The sequence below is a fragment of the Agrobacterium sp. Azo12 genome (genome assembly GCF_029193765.2).
In the GTDB taxonomy this organism is placed as follows: Bacteria; Pseudomonadota; Alphaproteobacteria; order Rhizobiales; family Rhizobiaceae; genus Agrobacterium.
Genome location: NZ_JARFYO020000001.1, coordinates 2,766,683 through 2,782,631, shown reverse-complemented (window position 1 = coordinate 2,782,631; position 15,949 = coordinate 2,766,683). Strand labels below are relative to the sequence as shown.

The window sequence follows — 15,949 nt, the reverse complement described above, 5'->3', positions numbered from 1 at the left end:
ACGGCGAGGCGGCGGCCTTGTCAGGCGCGCAATGTTTCCAGTTCCTCGATGCCGACATGGCTTTCCACTTCGTCACCACGCAGATGCAGGTAGACACCAATGGCAAAGGCCAGAACGGCGATGAACACCAGATACCAGGCGTGAGCCATCGGGGTGTAAGCCAGCGCGGTCGTGACGGCGACTGGTGTCAGGCCGCCAAAGATCGCGTAGGAGACATTGTAGGCGAAGGACATGCCGGAGAAACGCACCGATGCCGGGAAGGCACGGACCATCACGTATGGCACTGCGCCGACGATACCGACCGAGAAACCCATAACCGCGTAAAGGCCGAAAAGGGCGGTGAGCGAGGTACCGGCAAAGCTGTAGAACGTGAAAGTGGCAATACCGAAAAACACGCTGGCGCCCATGAAGAAACGGCCACTGCCGATCTTGTCGACCAGTGCTCCGGCCAGAATGACGCCGATGATCAGGAACAGCGTTCCAAAGCTGGTGGCAGCCAGTGATTCAAGCGCCGAGTAGCCATAAAGCTTCTGCAGGAAGGTAGCGGTCATCAGTGTCGTGACGACGATTGCTGCAGACAGAACCCAGGTCAGCAGGGCAGAAATGATGACGCCGCGTCTGTGGTTCTTCAAAACGGTGCCGAGTGGCAGGTCACGCGACAGCGACTTCGACTTCTTCATCTCGTTGAAGATCGGGGTCTCCTCGAGCCAACGGCGCAGGTAAACCGCAACGAGACCGAAGATGCCACCGATGAAGAACGGAATGCGCCAGGCGTAAGCGGCAACTTCCTCAGGCGTGAAAATGCTGTTGATGGCGGTCGCGATGAGCGAGCCGAGCATGATGCCGAGCGACAGGCCGGAGGTCAGGAAACCGCAGGCGAGGCCAACACGGCGGAATGGCACGTGTTCAGACACGAATGTCCAGGCGCCCGGCACTTCGCCACCAATGGCAGCGCCCTGCAACATGCGCAGGATAACCAGCATGATCGGGGCAGCAATGCCAATTGATGCATAGGTTGGCATCAGCGCCATGCCGAGCGTCGAAAGCGCCATCAGCAGAATGGAGAAAGCAAACACACGCTTGCGGCCATAACGGTCACCGAAATGGGCAAGTACGATGCCACCGATCGGGCGGATCAGATAACCGGCAGCAAAAATGCCGAAGGTCTGGATCATGATCACCGAGTCCGACATGTCGGCCGGGAAAAACAGGTGGCCGATGACGGTGGCGAAAAAGACGAAAATGATGAAGTCGTAAAACTCAAGCGCGCCGCCAAGTGCGGACAGGCCGAGTGTACGGTAATCCTGTGAATTCAGGGGGCGGGCAGCCGCCGGTGTCGTGGTGGGAGACATGATGATGCCGTTCTCTTCGTAGGTGACCCCACGCAACCCGCCGCTCGTTTGAATTATGTCATGGCAATGGATTGCGCATACAACATTGAGGAGACTGTCCGGCGCATGGTGGCATGTTCGGAATGTCTGAAACTCACTGTCCGGGCGGTTGAATGCGGTATCGTCAGGGGGATTACAAGCGGTTTCTGGCCGCTTTTGCCCGATGGTGAACAAAAGCGGCGCAAAGCCTGTTTAAATCGATTGTATTTCCTACTCGCGGATAACGAGAAGGTCGCGCGCGTCGAAATACAGGGTCACGACAGAATCATGTTCTGGTGGCTGCATGCCGGGATTATTGAACATGTCGAACGAGATCTTGTGACCGGCGACATCCAGACGCGTACGGATGACCGAGCCGAGGAAGTTGCTGCTTAGCACCTTTCCGGAAATCGACGAGTCCTTGTTTTCCGATGCAGACAGCGTTCCGGCTTCCGGGCGAAGCGCCAGCGAAAACTTGTCGCCCTGTTTGTGAGTGGCAATCGGTTCTGCCAACTTCAGTGTCGTTTCGCCGATCTTGACCGTGGCGCTAGCCGGATCAACCACCGTTGCCTCAAGAATGTTGAGCGTGCCAACGAAGGATGCCACGAAGCGGGTTTCTGGCTTGTTGTAAACCTCAAACGGCGTGCCGATCTGGTCTGCACGGCCGGCATTCATCACCACGATGCGGTCGGAAATGGACAAGGCCTCTTCCTGATCGTGGGTCACGAAAATGGTGGTGATGCCTAGCTGACGCTGGATCTGGCGAATTTCTTCACGTAGCGACACGCGGATCTTGGCGTCGAGAGCCGAGAGCGGCTCGTCGAGCAGCAGCACTTCCGGCTTTGGCGCAAGAGCACGGGCCAAGGCAACACGCTGCTGCTGACCACCGGACATCTGATAGGGGTAACGGTCTGCCAGATGTTCGAGGTGAATGAGCGCCAGCATTTCCTTGACGCGTGCGTCGATCTCACTCTTTGGCTTGCCAGCGACCTTGAGGCCGAATGCGACGTTTTCAAACACGTTCATGTTTGGAAACAGGGCGTAGGCCTGAAACACCATGCCAATGTTGCGCTGGTTTGGCCGCAATGTCGTCTGGTTGCGACCGTTGATAACAATGTCGCCGTCGCTCGGTGTCTCGAAACCGGCGATCATGCGCAGGATAGTGGTCTTGCCGCATCCCGATGGGCCGAGGAACGAGATGAACTCACCTTTTTCAATCGCCATGTTAAAGTCATGGACGACCTGCACCGGGCCAAAAGATTTTTTAATGTTCTGAAGTGTCAAAAAGCTCATAAAATCTTCCTCAGGCCTTTGGAGGCGCGCCCTTCTGGTAGCGTGAGACGAGTTGGATCAGACCAAGGCAACCCCATGTAATGCCGAAGGAAATCACGGCAAGGGCGGCAGGCTCATAAGCGCGGTTGGCGCCGAGCAACTGCATGTAAGGTCCGAAGGCGGGGCGGTTCAAAAGCGCTGCCATGGTGAATTCACCAATGACGATGGCGAATGTCAGGAATGCGCCTGACAGTACGGCAACCAGCACATTTGGCAGGATGATGCGCGACAGGATGGTAAACCATCCAGCGCCCAGGCTCTGGGCGGCTTCAGTCAGTGTACCGATGTCGATGGTACGCAGACCCGTATCGACGGCGCGATACATGTAGGGCAAAGCAAGTATTGCATATCCGAACATCAACAACAGGTCGGTGCCGAAGGCTGAGCCGGTCAGCGGTAGCCAGCTCGAGGTGTTGTAAAGGCGGATGTAACCGAACACGATAACGATGGCTGGAATAACCAGTGGCAGCAGCGTGACGAATTCGACGTAAGGGCGAAGCGCTGGCAGTTTAAGACGCACCCAATAGGCAGTCGGAACCACGAGCAACACGCCGAACACGATCGTGAAAAGCGCCATCATGACAGAATAGCTGAAGGTTTCCTGAAAACGCGGATCGCCAAGCACCTTGGCGTAAGCGTCGAAGGAATATTCGCCGCGTCGCATTTTCATGGAGAAGTTTGTCATGCCGATCAACGGCAGGGCAAAATATAGAATGCCGAAAACCAGTGCACCCCAGGCAAAAATACGCTTCATTTCAGCCACCTTTCGCTGCGGGCGCGCAGCCAGATATAAAGCGCGTTGGCAATGCCGGTCAGTACGATCATGCCGAATGCAAGTGCGTAACCCAGATGCGGGTTGCCGAGAACGTCGCCACGGATCTGAGCAAACAGCAGAATAGGTACGATGCTCAGCGATGAGCCGGTCAATGCGATCGCCGTTGCAACGGCGCCAAAGGCGTTGGCAAACAGCAGCGACATGGTGCCGAGAATGGACGGAAGCAGGATGGGGAATGCCACCATGCGCCAGTATTGGAAACCGCTGGCGCCAAGGATTTCGGCGGCTTCGCGCCATTCGCGCTTCAAACCATCCAGGGCAGGGGTGATTATGAGGATCATCAGCGGGATCTGGAAGAACAGATAGGTGATGGTCAGGCCCCAGAACGACAGCAGGTTGAAGCCCATCAGGCGTAGGTCAAGACCGAGCTGTGTTTTCAGGAAAACCGTGACGAGACCAACAGGGCCGAGTGTGGCGATGAAGGCGAAGGCCAGTGGCACACCGGCGAACTGCGAAGCAACACCGGAAAATGTCAGCAGCGGGCTACGGATCCAGTTGGGCAGGCCACCCAGCACAACGGCTGCGGCCACACCAAAACCGATCAGGCAGCCGAGAAGGGCCGAGGCGATGCTGATTTTGATGGAAATCCAGTAAGCGGCGATAATCGAGGGCGTGTAGAGCCCCTTGATATTATCCAGCGTAAAACTGCCATCAGGATTTTGAAAAGCGCCAATGACGATTTTCATCGTCGGCAAAAACAGGAAAAGAAGAACGAATATAAGAAAAGGTACAACGCCCAGCCAATCAAGCGGAAGACGAGGTCGCTTGCTTGTCTGCCGGGTCGCGCCAGTGTTGGCTGATGACATGCCGTGTGCCCCAAACGCCGCAGTTGATGCGGTCTCTTGCTTCAATTTTATAAAAACCGCCCCAGCACGCAATGGCCGGGGCGGCTTGTATCAATGCTTACTGAACGTTCGCGCCGACAACGCTGTCCCAGCCAGCTGTTACAGCGGCCTTGTTGTCGTCAACTTCCTGAAGGGTCGGGAAGTATGCCTTTTCGTAAGCAGCTGCTGGTGGCAGGGCATCAAGCAGATCCTGAGGGATCTTGTTGGCCTTTGCCATCGCGTTGAAGCGGATCGGGTGGCAGAAGCCCTTCAACCAGCCAAGCTGACCTTCGTCAGAATACAGGTGTTCCATCCAAAGCTTGGCAGCGTTCGGGTGTGGCGCGTAAGCCGAGATACCCTGTACGTAAACGCCAGCCAGAACGCCCTTGGCAGGAACGACAACTTCTGTCGGAGGGTTGCCATTCAGTGTCTTTGCCCAGGACAGAGCATTGTAGTCCCACGCGATGACGATCGGAGTTGCGCCCTGTGCCAGCGTACCGGCCTTGCCGATAACTGGTACGAAGTTGCCAGCCTTGTTCAGTTCAGCAAAGTACTTCAGGCCAGCTTCGCCGGCGTCCTTGCCAGACTTGGCATCGGAAGCAAGACCAGCAGCCAGAACGCTGAGGATAGCCTGGTTGGAAGCACGTGGGTCACCAGCAAGAGCAACCTGGCCAGCATATTCCGGCTTCAGCAGATCAGCCCAGTCGGTTGGAACGTTGGATACGAGATCCTTGTTCACCATGATGGACATAACGCCGTAGTAGTCGCCGTACCAGTAACCTTCGGCATCCTTAACTTCGTTTGGAATTTCGTCCCAGGTGGAAACCTTGTAAGGCTGCAACAGCCCTTCAGCCTTTGCCTGAGGACCGAAAGCCAGACCGACGTCGATAACGTCAGGAGCCTGCGGACCCTTGTTGTCCTTGTTTGCCTTGATGGCTTCGATTTCGTCAGCGGAACCGGCGTCTGGGTTCAGTTCGTTGACGGTGATCTCTGGATACTTGGCTTTGAAGGCTGCGATGACATCGCCATAACCACACCAGTCGTGTGGCAGGGCGACAGTAGTAAGCATGCCTTCCTTCTTGGCTGCTTCGATGAGTTCTGCACTTGGCTGAGCAGATGCGACGGCCGTGGAGGCGATCACAATGGCTGTAGACAGTGCTAGCAGGCGGCGGCTGTTAGAGATCACTTTTTTCTCCTCTTCGTGTTTCTCAGGCGTCGGCGGACGCTGATACTTCCGTTACGTGAACTTAATGTGACGATCAGATTGCGTTGCCCTTATCCGGATTCCGCCGCTTTTCGCCTTTTTTCCGCCATCTTTGCGTTTTGTTGCAACCCATGGAGCGGAAAAATATTTTTTTGTTCAGTGAAAAATTTCAAGGCGTCTATTCCGGCTTATGTTCTCCCCATCACGCGCCGGAAGCGTTGTAAGGTTATCCAAGCAGCAGATGCAATTTTCGTCAAGGAATATGCATTCTGACTGATGTTCATGTTCTGTCGGGTCTGCGGAACAGACGTGTCTGCTCGAAAAGTCCTTCCAGCGCGTTCATGCGTTCCTTTGTTTCGTCCCATGAACGGCTCTGAACGGCTTCGATCAGGGCTTCAACAACGAACAGGGTAACAACGGACGAATCCCACGCGGACGGCGCTTCGATCCGCACCCTAAACGTATGCAGTGCATGTTTTGCGACAGGGGAGGTCCATTGGTCGGTAAACAGCAGAATGCTGACGCCATTGGCATGGGCAACCTCTGCAAGGGTCGCCATGTCATGTTCGTAACGCCTGATGTCGAAGATCACCAGCACGTCACCGGCGCTCATGTTCAGCATATATTGCGGCCATGAGCTGGAGTTGGACGACATCAGCGTCGTTTTCGGGCGGATGACCTGCATATGGGTGAAGAAATATTCCGCGATCGATCCTGTGATACGGCCACCCACGAAATAGAGGCTGCGCTTGCGGTCTGCCAGCAGCGCAGCGGCATTGTCGAAAGAGGCGGTGTCGAGATCGCTCAACGTGTCGCGCAGGTTGCTGGTAATGGCATCAGCGAAGCGGTTGAGAATGTGCAGGCCGGGAGCATTGGATGCCCAACGGTCATGTTTGGCGATCGGCCCGGAAATCGTCGCTTCCAGCTCCTGATGCAACCTTGCCTGAAATTCCGGATATCCCTTGAAGCCAAGCTTCTGCACCATACGCACAACGGTCGGCGTCGAGACGCCAGCGTTTTCCGCGACCGTGGTTATGCTGCCCAGTCCTGAGACGGGGTAGTTGGCAAGCAGGCTTTCCGCGAGCTGTTTTTCAGCTCTCGTCAGGTTTTCATAATGGCTATGGATGACATCCGATACGGTTGCCGCTGCACTTTGCAAATTGTTCCCCCTCCGGTCTTTTTGCCGGTCTGGATTTGCAGATTAACAATGGGGATGTTGGGGGAGTCAATCGAAAACTTGAAAAGATTTTTTCAGAATTTCATTGACAGAATGTGAATGGTGAAGAATTCTTTTCTTGCTGCGTGGGGACGTGGCATGATCTGGCGGGGTTCTTTGCATGACTTTGCGTTCACGGTTTTTCACTGATGCTGAGGGTGACACTGTCGCCGTGGAAAACGCGGATGCTGTCGGTGATGTGCTATTGATCTGCGAACATGCGTCACGGGAAATTCCGGAGTATTTTGGCACGCTAGGCTTGGATGCCAATGTGCTGTCCAGCCACATTGCCTGGGACCCAGGCGCACTGGCGGTCTCCAGACTGCTGGTGGGCAAGCTTGATGCAACCCTTGTTTATCAACGATATTCCCGGCTGATTTACGACTGCAACCGCCCGCCGGAATCCGTGGCAGCAATGCCGTCTTCCAGCGAGATTTATGAAATACCGGGTAATCGGCAGATTTCCGATGCCGAGCGTTTTGCCCGCACATCGGCGGTTTACATGCCGTTCCACGAGCAGGTGGATGACATTATTGCCGCCCGCCTGTCGCAGGGGCGTCAGCCTGTCATCGTGACCATTCACAGCTTCACGCCTGTTTATTACGGCCAGCTCCGTGAGGTTCAGGTCGGCATTCTTCATGACGTCGACAGCCGTCTGGCCGATGGAATGCTGGCGGCGGCAAAGAGTGATTCTCCTGAAGGGGGTAAATCCTATCAGGTGGAAAGAAACCAGCCTTACGGACCGGAAGATGGCGTGACGCACACATTGCGCCTGCACGCACTGCCGGAAGGTTTGCTCAACGTGATGATCGAAATTCGCAACGATCTCATCAGGGATGAAAAGGAGCAGGAAGCTGCCGCGGATTTTGTGGCGAGACTTGTGAAACAGGCACTGTCATCGTTGGCACGGTGAAACAATCTGGGGAGATGGCGGGCAAAGATCCGCACTCGCAATAAGAACACTGGAAATACTGCCGCACGTTCAGACAGCCGAAAAGGCGCGAAGTGCTGCAGGGGAACAGTAAATGCGCATGGGCGCTAGCGGATCAATCGTTCCGAACGCACCCGATCAACTGGGGCAAAATCGGCCATTCCGGCTGACTGCCTGTTTTTTCTTTTTCAGGAGAGAAGAGCATGGACAGTTCATCAGCAGGCGTCAGCTATAAAAAAGCAGACGCTTCCTATTTCGAAAAACGAGGACTTTCACGCTACGCCGGTGTGTGGTCACTTTGGTCACTTGGGGTTGGCGCGGTTATTTCAGGTCATTTTTCCGGCTGGAACTTCGGGTTCTCCACCGGCGGATGGGGTGGCATGCTCGTCGCGGGCATAATTATCGCCGTCATGTATCTCGGCCTTACTCTTTCCATTGCTGAAATGAGCCCAGCATTGCCGCATACCGGTGCGGCCTATTCCTTTGCCCGCACGGCCATGGGTCCGTGGGGCGGTTTTATCACCGGCCTTTGCGAGAACGTCGAATATGTTCTCACCCCCGCCGTTATCGTGACTTTCATCACGGCCTATGTGAACTCAATCCTTGGGCTCGATCCCGTCTATTCACCCTTCTTATGGGTGTTGTTCTACGTCATCTTCCTTGCTCTCAACATTTTCGGGCTTGAGCTTTCCTTCAAGGTAACGCTGGTCATCACGCTGATTTCGCTCGGTGTTCTGGTGTTCTTCTGGATTAGCGCCATTCCGAACATGGACTTTTCGCGTTGGGCATTGAACATCGGCGTCGGGCCCGATGGCGCTGCGGTTGAACTGCCAGAGGGCAATGGATCATTCTTCCCATTCGGTTTTTCCGGTGTTCTGGCCACGCTGCCGTTTGCCGTTTGGTTGTTCCTTGCCATCGAACAGTTGCCGCTGGCGGCCGAGGAATCTGTCGATCCGAAGCGTGATATGCCGAAGGGCATCATTCTCGGCATTATCACTCTGATGATTTCGGCATTCATGATCGTGCTGCTCAACCCATCGCTGCCAGGCGTGGGTGCCTTCCATCTCGGTTCGTCGCTTGAGCCGCTGCTAGATGGTTTCAAGGCCGTCTATGGTGACGGTGGCGTGGTTCTGCTCGGTCTCGTTGCCTTGACCGGTCTGATCGCCAGCTTCCACACGATCCTTTATGCGCAGGGACGCCAGATCTATTCGCTGTCGCGTGCCGGATACTTCCCGACAGCACTTTCTGTCACTCATCCAAAGTTCAAGACACCGCATGTTGCAATGCTGACCGGTGCTCTCGTCGGTCTCAGCGTAATGCTGGTAATCTGGTTCTCGCTGGGCGCAGACCAGGGTGGCAGCATCATCGGCAGTGTGCTGCTGAACATGGCGGTGTTTGGTGCGATGTTCTCCTACATCATGCAGGCGATCTCGTTCATCATGCTTCGCCGCAATCTGCCGCACATTGAACGGCCATTCCGTTCTCCCGTCGGTATTCCAGGAGCCGTGCTGACCATCATCATTGCTGTCGTAACCCTGCTGTATCAGGTTCAGGACCCTAACTTTTCAAAGGGTGTTGTCTGGGTGGCCGTATGGTTTGCCATTGCCATTGCGTATTTCGCACTGGTTGGCCGGCATCGCCTGATCCTGTCTCCGGAAGAAGAGTTTGCTCTGGAGCACAAGCAGGCCGCTACGCGTGCTTGACGCACGCCAATAAAAAGAAACGGACGGCCCATAATTCGGGCCGTCTCCTTTCGATTGAGGGATCAGATAAAAAATGACCGCCACCTATACATTCGATGAACTGAAAAAAGACGTGACCGAAGGGCGTATCGATACTGTGCTGGCATGTCTGGTTGATATGCAGGGTCGCCTGATGGGCAAGCGTTTTCAGGCGGAATTTTTCGTGGAAAGTGCCCATGAAGAAACGCACAGCTGCAACTACCTGTTGGCGACCGACATGGAGATGGAGACTGTTGCCGGCTACAAGGCGACAAGCTGGGAAAAGGGTTATGGCGATTATACCATGAAGCCTGACCTCTCGACGCTGCGGCGCGTGCCATGGCTGGAAGGCACGGCTCTGGTGCTGTGCGACGTACTGGATCATCACACTCATGCAGAGGTGCCGCATTCACCGCGTGCCATCCTCAAAAAGCAGGTGGCGCGACTGGCCGAGATGGGGTTGAAGCCCTTCATGGCAACGGAGCTTGAGTTTTTCCTGTTCGACCAGACCTATGATGCGGCCCGTGAAAGTGGATATCGCAATCTGCACCTCGCCAGCGGTTACAACGAGGATTACCACATCTTCCAGACCACCAAGGAGGAGGATGTGATGCGGGCCCTGCGCAAGGGGCTGCAGGGAGCAGGCATTCCGGTGGAAAATTCCAAGGGTGAGGCATCGCCCGGTCAGGAAGAAATCAACGTGCGGTATGCCGATGCGCTGACCATGGCCGACCGCCATTCGATCATCAAAAATGCTGCCAAGGAAATTGCCTGGTCCAAGGGCAAGGCCATCACCTTCCTTGCCAAGTGGAATTATAATTCCGCCGGCAGTTCGTCACATATTCATCAGTCACTGTGGAGCCTTGATGGCAAGACGCCAGCCTTCTTCGACAAGGGGGCAGAGCATGGCATGTCTGACACAATGAAGCATTACATGGCGGGTCTGTTGGCGCATGCCAGCGAGATTACCTATTTCCTTGCGCCCTATATCAACTCCTACAAGCGGTTCATGGCTGGTACGTTTGCACCAACCAAGGCTATCTGGAGCAAGGACAACCGCACGGCAGGGTATCGCCTGTGCGGTGAAGGCAGCAAGGCGATCCGTGTCGAGTGCCGGGTGGGTGGTTCCGATCTCAATCCGTATCTTGCCATGGCGGCGCTGATTGCAGCAGGCATTGATGGCATTGAGAAGAAACTTGAATTGGAGCCTGCTTTCGTAGGAGATGCTTACGGTGCGAAAGAGGTGCGGGAAATTCCACACACCCTTCGCGCAGCAACTGCGGAATTGAAATCATCTGCCATGTTGCGGTCTGCTTTTGGCGATGAAGTGATTGACCACTATGTGCGCGCTGCCGAGTGGGAACAGGAAGAATACGACCGTCGCGTGACTGACTGGGAGGTCGCACGCGGTTTCGAGCGAGCATAAGCAACACTGGGTCGAGCCGTCAGATGCGGTTTCGGTCCAGTGTTAAAAGACAAGAATATGGAGCGACGAAAACAGCGGTTTGCGTCATTCCGTTAACACAGGAAAACGATCATGGTTATGATCCAGAATATCTCACCCATTGATGGTTCGGTGTATGCCGAACGCGAGGCGCTGTCGTTGGACGCGGCACGGGCTGCTGTTGCCAAAGCACGCAAGGCACAGAAGGATTGGGCGCGGCGTCCCCTTGAGGACCGTGTGCAACTGGTGCTGAAGGGCGTGGCACGCCTCAATGAAATGGTCGGTGAGGTGGTGCCGGAACTGGCGCATATGATGGGCCGCCCCGTGCGTTATGGTGGTGAGTTCAAGGGTTTCAACGAGCGCTCCAATTACGTCGCCTCGATTGCGGCTGATGCTTTGGCACCGCTGGTGATCGAAGAAAGTGGCAATTTCGAACGCCGTATCGAACGCGAACCACATGGTGTCGTGTTTGTCATCGCACCATGGAACTACCCTTACATGACTGCGATCAACACGGTTGCGCCGGCTCTGATGGCAGGCAATACAATCGTTATCAAACATGCCGCCCAGACCCTTCTGGTGGGTGAGCGCATGGTACGTGCCTTTGTCGAGGCGGGCGTACCCGAAGACGTGTTTATCAATGTGTTTCTGGACCATGGCACCACGTCTGCCCTGATCTCCGAAGGCCTGTTCAACTTCGTCAACTTTACCGGTTCGGTTGAAGGCGGTCGTTCCATCGAGCGGGCTGCAGCTGGTACCTTTACCGGCCTTGGTCTGGAGCTTGGCGGCAAGGACCCCGGTTATGTCATGGAAGATGCCGATCTTGATGCAGCGGTCGATACGCTGATGGATGGCGCGACCTATAATTCCGGCCAATGCTGCTGCGGCATCGAACGTATCTATGTCAATGAAGCGCTTTACGATGCGTTTGTCGAAAAGTCGGTTGCCTGGGTTTCCAATTACAAACTCGGCAATCCGCTGGAGCAGGAAACGACACTGGGCCCGATGGCCAACAAGCGTTTTGCCAAGGTAGTGCGTCAGCAGATTGCCGATGCGGTTGCCAAGGGTGCAAAGCCGCTGGTCGATGCAAAGCTGTTTGCTGCCGATGATGGTGAAAGCGCCTATGTCGCGCCGCAGATCCTGGTCAATGTCGATCACTCCATGGAGTTCATGACTGAGGAGACCTTTGGTCCTGCCGTCGGCATCATGAAGGTCAAGAATGACGACGAAGCCATCGCACTGATGAATGACAGCAAATACGGACTGACCGCATCCCTGTGGACGCAAGACCCGGCACGGGCAGGGCGGATTGGTCGCGAGATTGAAACCGGCACCGTGTTCATGAACCGGGCCGACTACCTCGATCCTGCTCTGTGCTGGACCGGCGTGAAGGAAACCGGCCGTGGCGGTTCACTGTCGGTCATCGGTTTCCAGAACCTGACCCGTCCGAAATCCTACCATCTGAAGAAAGTCACGAAATGAATATTGTCGCGAACTGGAGCTATCCGACCGCTGTCAAGCTGGGCCGCGGACGGATCAAGGAACTTGCGGATGCCTGCAAGACACTTGGCATCAAGAAGCCACTGCTGGTAACCGACCGTGGTCTGGCAAGCATGGCAATTACCGGCCATGCACTGGATATTCTGGAGCAGGCAGGTCTTGGTCGTGCGATCTTTGCCGAAGTTGACCCGAACCCGAATGAAATCAACCTTGAAGCCGGTGTAAAGGCGTTTAAGGACGGTGGTCATGACGGCGTTGTTGCCTTTGGTGGCGGCTCCGGCCTTGATCTTGGCAAGGCGGTCGCCTTCATGGCTGGCCAGACCCGGCCGGTATGGGACTTCGAAGATGTTGACGACTGGTGGACACGTGCCAATGTAGACGGCATCGCCCCGATCGTTGCCGTGCCGACCACCGCAGGTACCGGTTCAGAAGTCGGGCGCGCCAGCGTTATCACCAACTCCAAGACCCATGTGAAGAAGATCATCTTCCATCCCAAGTTCTTGCCCGGCGTTGTTATCTGCGATCCGGAACTGACGGTTGGTATGCCGAAGATGATTACCGCCGGTACCGGCATGGATGCCTTTGCCCATTGCCTTGAGGCCTATTCGTCACCGTTCTTCCATCCAATGAGCCAGGGCATTGCGCTGGAAGGTCTGCGTCTGGTGAAGGAATATCTGCCACGCGCTTACAGGGATGGCAGCGATATCGAAGCCCGCACCAATATGATGGCTGCTGCTGCCATGGGCGCTGTTGCCTTCCAGAAGGGTCTCGGTGCCATCCATTCGCTTTCGCACCCGATCGGCGCTGTCTACAACACCCACCACGGCATGACCAATGCGGTGGTGATGCCGGCGGTTCTGCGCTTCAATCGCTCCGCCATTGAAGACAAGATTGCTCGCGCGGCAGCCTATCTCGGCATTGAGGGTGGCTTTGACGGTTTCTACAATTACGTTCTTGAGCTTCGCAAAGAGCTGGGTGTGCCAGAAAATCTGACGGCAATGGGCATCAAGCCAGACCGGATTGATGAGCTGACAGCCGAAGCCATCAAGGACCCAAGCTGCGGCGGTAATCCGGTGCCGATGACACTGGAAAACACCAAAAAACTGTTCGAAGACTGCTTCTGAAAGCCAGATCGATAATGTTCAAACACTCTACTTTTGCGCCACTCTTTGCAGTGGCGCTTTTTTGTCTGCCAGTCGGTGCGCAAGCAGAGAGCTTCAAAAGCCTGACAGGGCAGGGTTACGCGGTCGGACCACTTGCCAAAAACAAGGCAGGTATCTGGGGCTGGACCTTGATGAAAAGCGGGACACGCTACTTTTGCGAAATGAAGGTTGGCGTGGCCTATTCAGGCAAAAAGGGCATGATCGGCTTTACCAGCAGCGGCCGCACAATCAGCATTGACCGTGCGACCTATGAGGCCAGTATCGGAGGTCCGGATGCCAGCCTGCCGCAATATGAAGACCTGAAAGCCGGACGTTTACGCGCCTCAGATGTCGGGTCTTGCCGCAAGCAGGCATAAAACAGGCGAGCGCATTCTGAACCTTTAAGGAATCGATACTGCATTTCGCGGTTGGAATATGAGGGCCGTATGGGGAAGCACCTATACGGCCCTTTGTCGTTTTTGTGTCAAAAAGCCTTTATGCAACAATGCCTTGTGCGTGAATGCCCCAGCAGTTTTTTCGCGGTGGTTTTGCGTTTTGGCAAATTTACAATCTTTCCAAAATTTCCGGTTCATTAACCATAATCGTTAAGAATATGGGCTGGCACCATGAGCGTGAGGTGCCTTCAGGAGCGATGAAATTAGGCTCTGCATCACTTCGAGGGCTCCATGCCAGTCATTACATTCGCAAATACCAAAGGTGGCGCCGGTAAAACCACCGCCGTGCTCCTGCTCTCAACCGAACTTGCCCGTATGGGCCATCGCGTCACCATCCTTGATGCCGATCCGCAGCACTGGATCTCTCGCTGGCACGAACTTTCCGGGCATATTCCGAACCTCTCGGTTATCTCGCACGTCACGAGTTCGTCGCTTGAGGCCCATATCCGAGAAAACAAAGCCAATACGGACTGTTTTATCATTGATATGCCTGGCACCCGCAGCCCGTTGCTGACGATGGCGCTTGGCATATCCGACCATGTCGTCATTCCCATTCAGGGCTGTGCGATGGATGCGCGCGGTGGCGCGCAGGTTCTGGAACTGATTGAATTCCTCACCGAAAAGACCGGCAGAAAGATTGATCATTCGGTTGTGCTGACGCGCGTCAATGCGATGATCACCACCCGTTCGTTGCTACTGGTCAAAGGCCTTCTGGCGACCAAAAACGTGCGCGTGCTCGACACAGCGATTGCCGAGCGTGCGGCGTATCGAGACATTTTTGACTATGGCGGTACGCTCTCGGGTCTCGATCCACTCAAGGTCAGCAATCTCGACAAGGCAAAAGAAAACGCCCAGTCGCTTGCCAAGGAAATTCTGCGGCTTTTGCCGGTCAGGGTTGTGCGTAGCGTACCTCACGTTCCCAGCATTCTGAGACGCAAGGTTGCCTGATACGGCTCCCTGTTCAGGCACAGATATTCGCCCGCTGCATCACCAGCGGGCGTTTTTGTTTTCAGTGATTGCTGTGCGAGGTGAGGTAGGAGCGGGGAGAGGTACCGAGCATACGTTTGAACATGGTGGTGAAGGCTGGAATGCTGCCATAACCGAGATCGAGCGCCACAGTGGTTACGGCTTCACCGGCCGCAAGGCGCGGTAATGCTGCAAACAGACAGGCCTGCTGGCGCCACACGGACAGTGACAGGCCGGTTTGCCGGCGAAAAGCGCGGGTAAAGGCGCGCCTGCTCATCGACAGTTCTCTCGCCCAGACATCGATTATGAGATCCGGCGTCGGGTTGACTATGAACCGACGGCACAAGGCAGCAAGGCGGGGATCCTCTGGGAATGGCAGGCCGAGCGAAATGTCCGGCAGTTTGGCCACGACATTCAACAGCAGCGGCAGGATCAGCTCGGCGCGTTCGCGGCTGTTGTCGTCCGATGGCGGTTGCACGGCTTCGATGATCAGCTCTCGTGCTAGACCGGTTATGCTAACCACGCGCACGAAGGCGGGGAGGTCAGGCACGGCACTGGCATCAAGATAAAGCGACAGCATGGTTACGGCACCTAACATCTCCACGGAATGTTCGACACCCGGCGGTATCCACAAGGCGTGTTCAGGTGGCACCATCCAGCGACCCTGATCGGTGGTGACAAGCACCACGCCGGAGCGCGCATAAAGCAATTGTGTTCTCTTGTGGCTGTGGCGTTCAACCAGATCACCAGCACTGTAATGGTTGGGTGAGGTGTGAACCGGACCCGCCGCAGTCTCTATCGCCCACAGCCTGTCATAGTGCTTGCTGCGGGGTCCCATTATTTCTTGTGGCTTCTTTTGCTGCATTTGGCCCACTCGCGTAATAAATGGACCAAAACACGAAAGCGGGGGTGCCACAATCCTCTTATTGGATTATGTCAAATAATGGAGACGAAAGTGGCCAATAACTCAGTAGGTCTGGAAACACACAAAGCGGAAGAAACGGTCTTC

14 protein-coding genes are annotated in these 15,949 nt (G+C 55.4%); 7 read left to right on the top strand and 7 right to left on the bottom strand.

Annotation, left to right across the window (positions count from 1 at the left end):
* Positions 1 to 20: 20 nt before the first annotated feature.
* The 6 genes from PYL13_RS13325 to PYL13_RS13300 all read right to left on the bottom strand — a co-directional run bounded on the left by PYL13_RS13325 (position 21) and on the right by PYL13_RS13300 (position 6,724).
* Positions 21 to 1,352, bottom strand: coding sequence for an MFS transporter (locus tag PYL13_RS13325; protein WP_250982388.1), 1,332 nt, complete (start codon positions 1,350 to 1,352; stop codon positions 21 to 23).
* Between the two features lie 249 nt (positions 1,353 to 1,601).
* Positions 1,602 to 2,663: an ABC transporter ATP-binding protein gene (locus PYL13_RS13320; protein WP_275641653.1), complete on the bottom strand. Its 1,062-nt coding sequence runs from the start codon at positions 2,661 to 2,663 to the stop codon at positions 1,602 to 1,604.
* A gap of 10 nt (positions 2,664 to 2,673) precedes the next feature.
* The gene (locus PYL13_RS13315; RefSeq protein WP_192488471.1) at positions 2,674 to 3,456 is read right to left on the bottom strand and encodes an ABC transporter permease; all 783 of its coding nucleotides are present in this window, start codon (positions 3,454 to 3,456) and stop codon (positions 2,674 to 2,676) included.
* Positions 3,453 to 4,343, bottom strand: coding sequence for an ABC transporter permease (locus PYL13_RS13310; protein WP_275641652.1), 891 nt, complete (start codon positions 4,341 to 4,343; stop codon positions 3,453 to 3,455). The genes PYL13_RS13315 and PYL13_RS13310 overlap by 4 nt, the downstream gene beginning before the upstream one ends.
* 97 nt (positions 4,344 to 4,440) lie before the next feature.
* Positions 4,441 to 5,547 (bottom strand): ABC transporter substrate-binding protein, encoded by a 1,107-nt coding sequence (locus tag PYL13_RS13305; protein WP_192488473.1) that lies wholly within the window; start codon positions 5,545 to 5,547, stop codon positions 4,441 to 4,443.
* Positions 5,548 to 5,845: 298 nt separating this feature from the next.
* The gene (locus tag PYL13_RS13300; RefSeq protein ID WP_192488474.1) at positions 5,846 to 6,724 is read right to left on the bottom strand and encodes a MurR/RpiR family transcriptional regulator; all 879 of its coding nucleotides are present in this window, start codon (positions 6,722 to 6,724) and stop codon (positions 5,846 to 5,848) included.
* Positions 6,725 to 6,902: 178 nt separating this feature from the next.
* On the opposite strand from PYL13_RS13300, the gene PYL13_RS13295 reads away from it, so the two are divergent.
* The 7 genes from PYL13_RS13295 (at position 6,903) to PYL13_RS13265 (ending at position 14,922) form a co-directional block, all read left to right on the top strand.
* Positions 6,903 to 7,694 (top strand): N-formylglutamate amidohydrolase, encoded by a 792-nt coding sequence (locus PYL13_RS13295; protein WP_275641651.1) that lies wholly within the window; start codon positions 6,903 to 6,905, stop codon positions 7,692 to 7,694.
* Positions 7,695 to 7,915: 221 nt separating this feature from the next.
* Positions 7,916 to 9,415, top strand: coding sequence for an amino acid permease (locus tag PYL13_RS13290; protein ID WP_250981910.1), 1,500 nt, complete (start codon positions 7,916 to 7,918; stop codon positions 9,413 to 9,415).
* 73 nt (positions 9,416 to 9,488) lie between these two features.
* Positions 9,489 to 10,859, top strand: a complete 1,371-nt coding sequence (locus tag PYL13_RS13285) for a glutamine synthetase family protein (RefSeq protein WP_275641650.1) — start codon at positions 9,489 to 9,491, stop codon at positions 10,857 to 10,859.
* Positions 10,860 to 10,970: 111 nt separating this feature from the next.
* Positions 10,971 to 12,359: an aldehyde dehydrogenase family protein gene (locus PYL13_RS13280; protein ID WP_192488478.1), complete on the top strand. Its 1,389-nt coding sequence runs from the start codon at positions 10,971 to 10,973 to the stop codon at positions 12,357 to 12,359.
* Positions 12,356 to 13,501: an iron-containing alcohol dehydrogenase gene (locus tag PYL13_RS13275; RefSeq protein ID WP_275641649.1), complete on the top strand. Its 1,146-nt coding sequence runs from the start codon at positions 12,356 to 12,358 to the stop codon at positions 13,499 to 13,501. Before PYL13_RS13280 ends, PYL13_RS13275 begins: the two co-directional genes overlap by 4 nt.
* A 14-nt stretch (positions 13,502 to 13,515) precedes the next feature.
* Positions 13,516 to 13,896, top strand: coding sequence for a hypothetical protein (locus tag PYL13_RS13270; RefSeq protein WP_275641648.1), 381 nt, complete (start codon positions 13,516 to 13,518; stop codon positions 13,894 to 13,896).
* A 309-nt stretch (positions 13,897 to 14,205) separates the two neighbouring features.
* The gene (locus tag PYL13_RS13265) at positions 14,206 to 14,922 is read left to right on the top strand and encodes a ParA family protein (protein ID WP_275641647.1); all 717 of its coding nucleotides are present in this window, start codon (positions 14,206 to 14,208) and stop codon (positions 14,920 to 14,922) included.
* A 61-nt stretch (positions 14,923 to 14,983) separates the two neighbouring features.
* Here PYL13_RS13265 and PYL13_RS13260 read toward each other — a convergent pair whose 3' ends face one another.
* On the bottom strand, positions 14,984 to 15,778 hold the full coding sequence (locus PYL13_RS13260) for an AraC family transcriptional regulator (protein ID WP_259144114.1): 795 nt from the start codon (positions 15,776 to 15,778) through the stop codon (positions 14,984 to 14,986).
* Positions 15,779 to 15,949 lie beyond the last annotated feature (171 nt).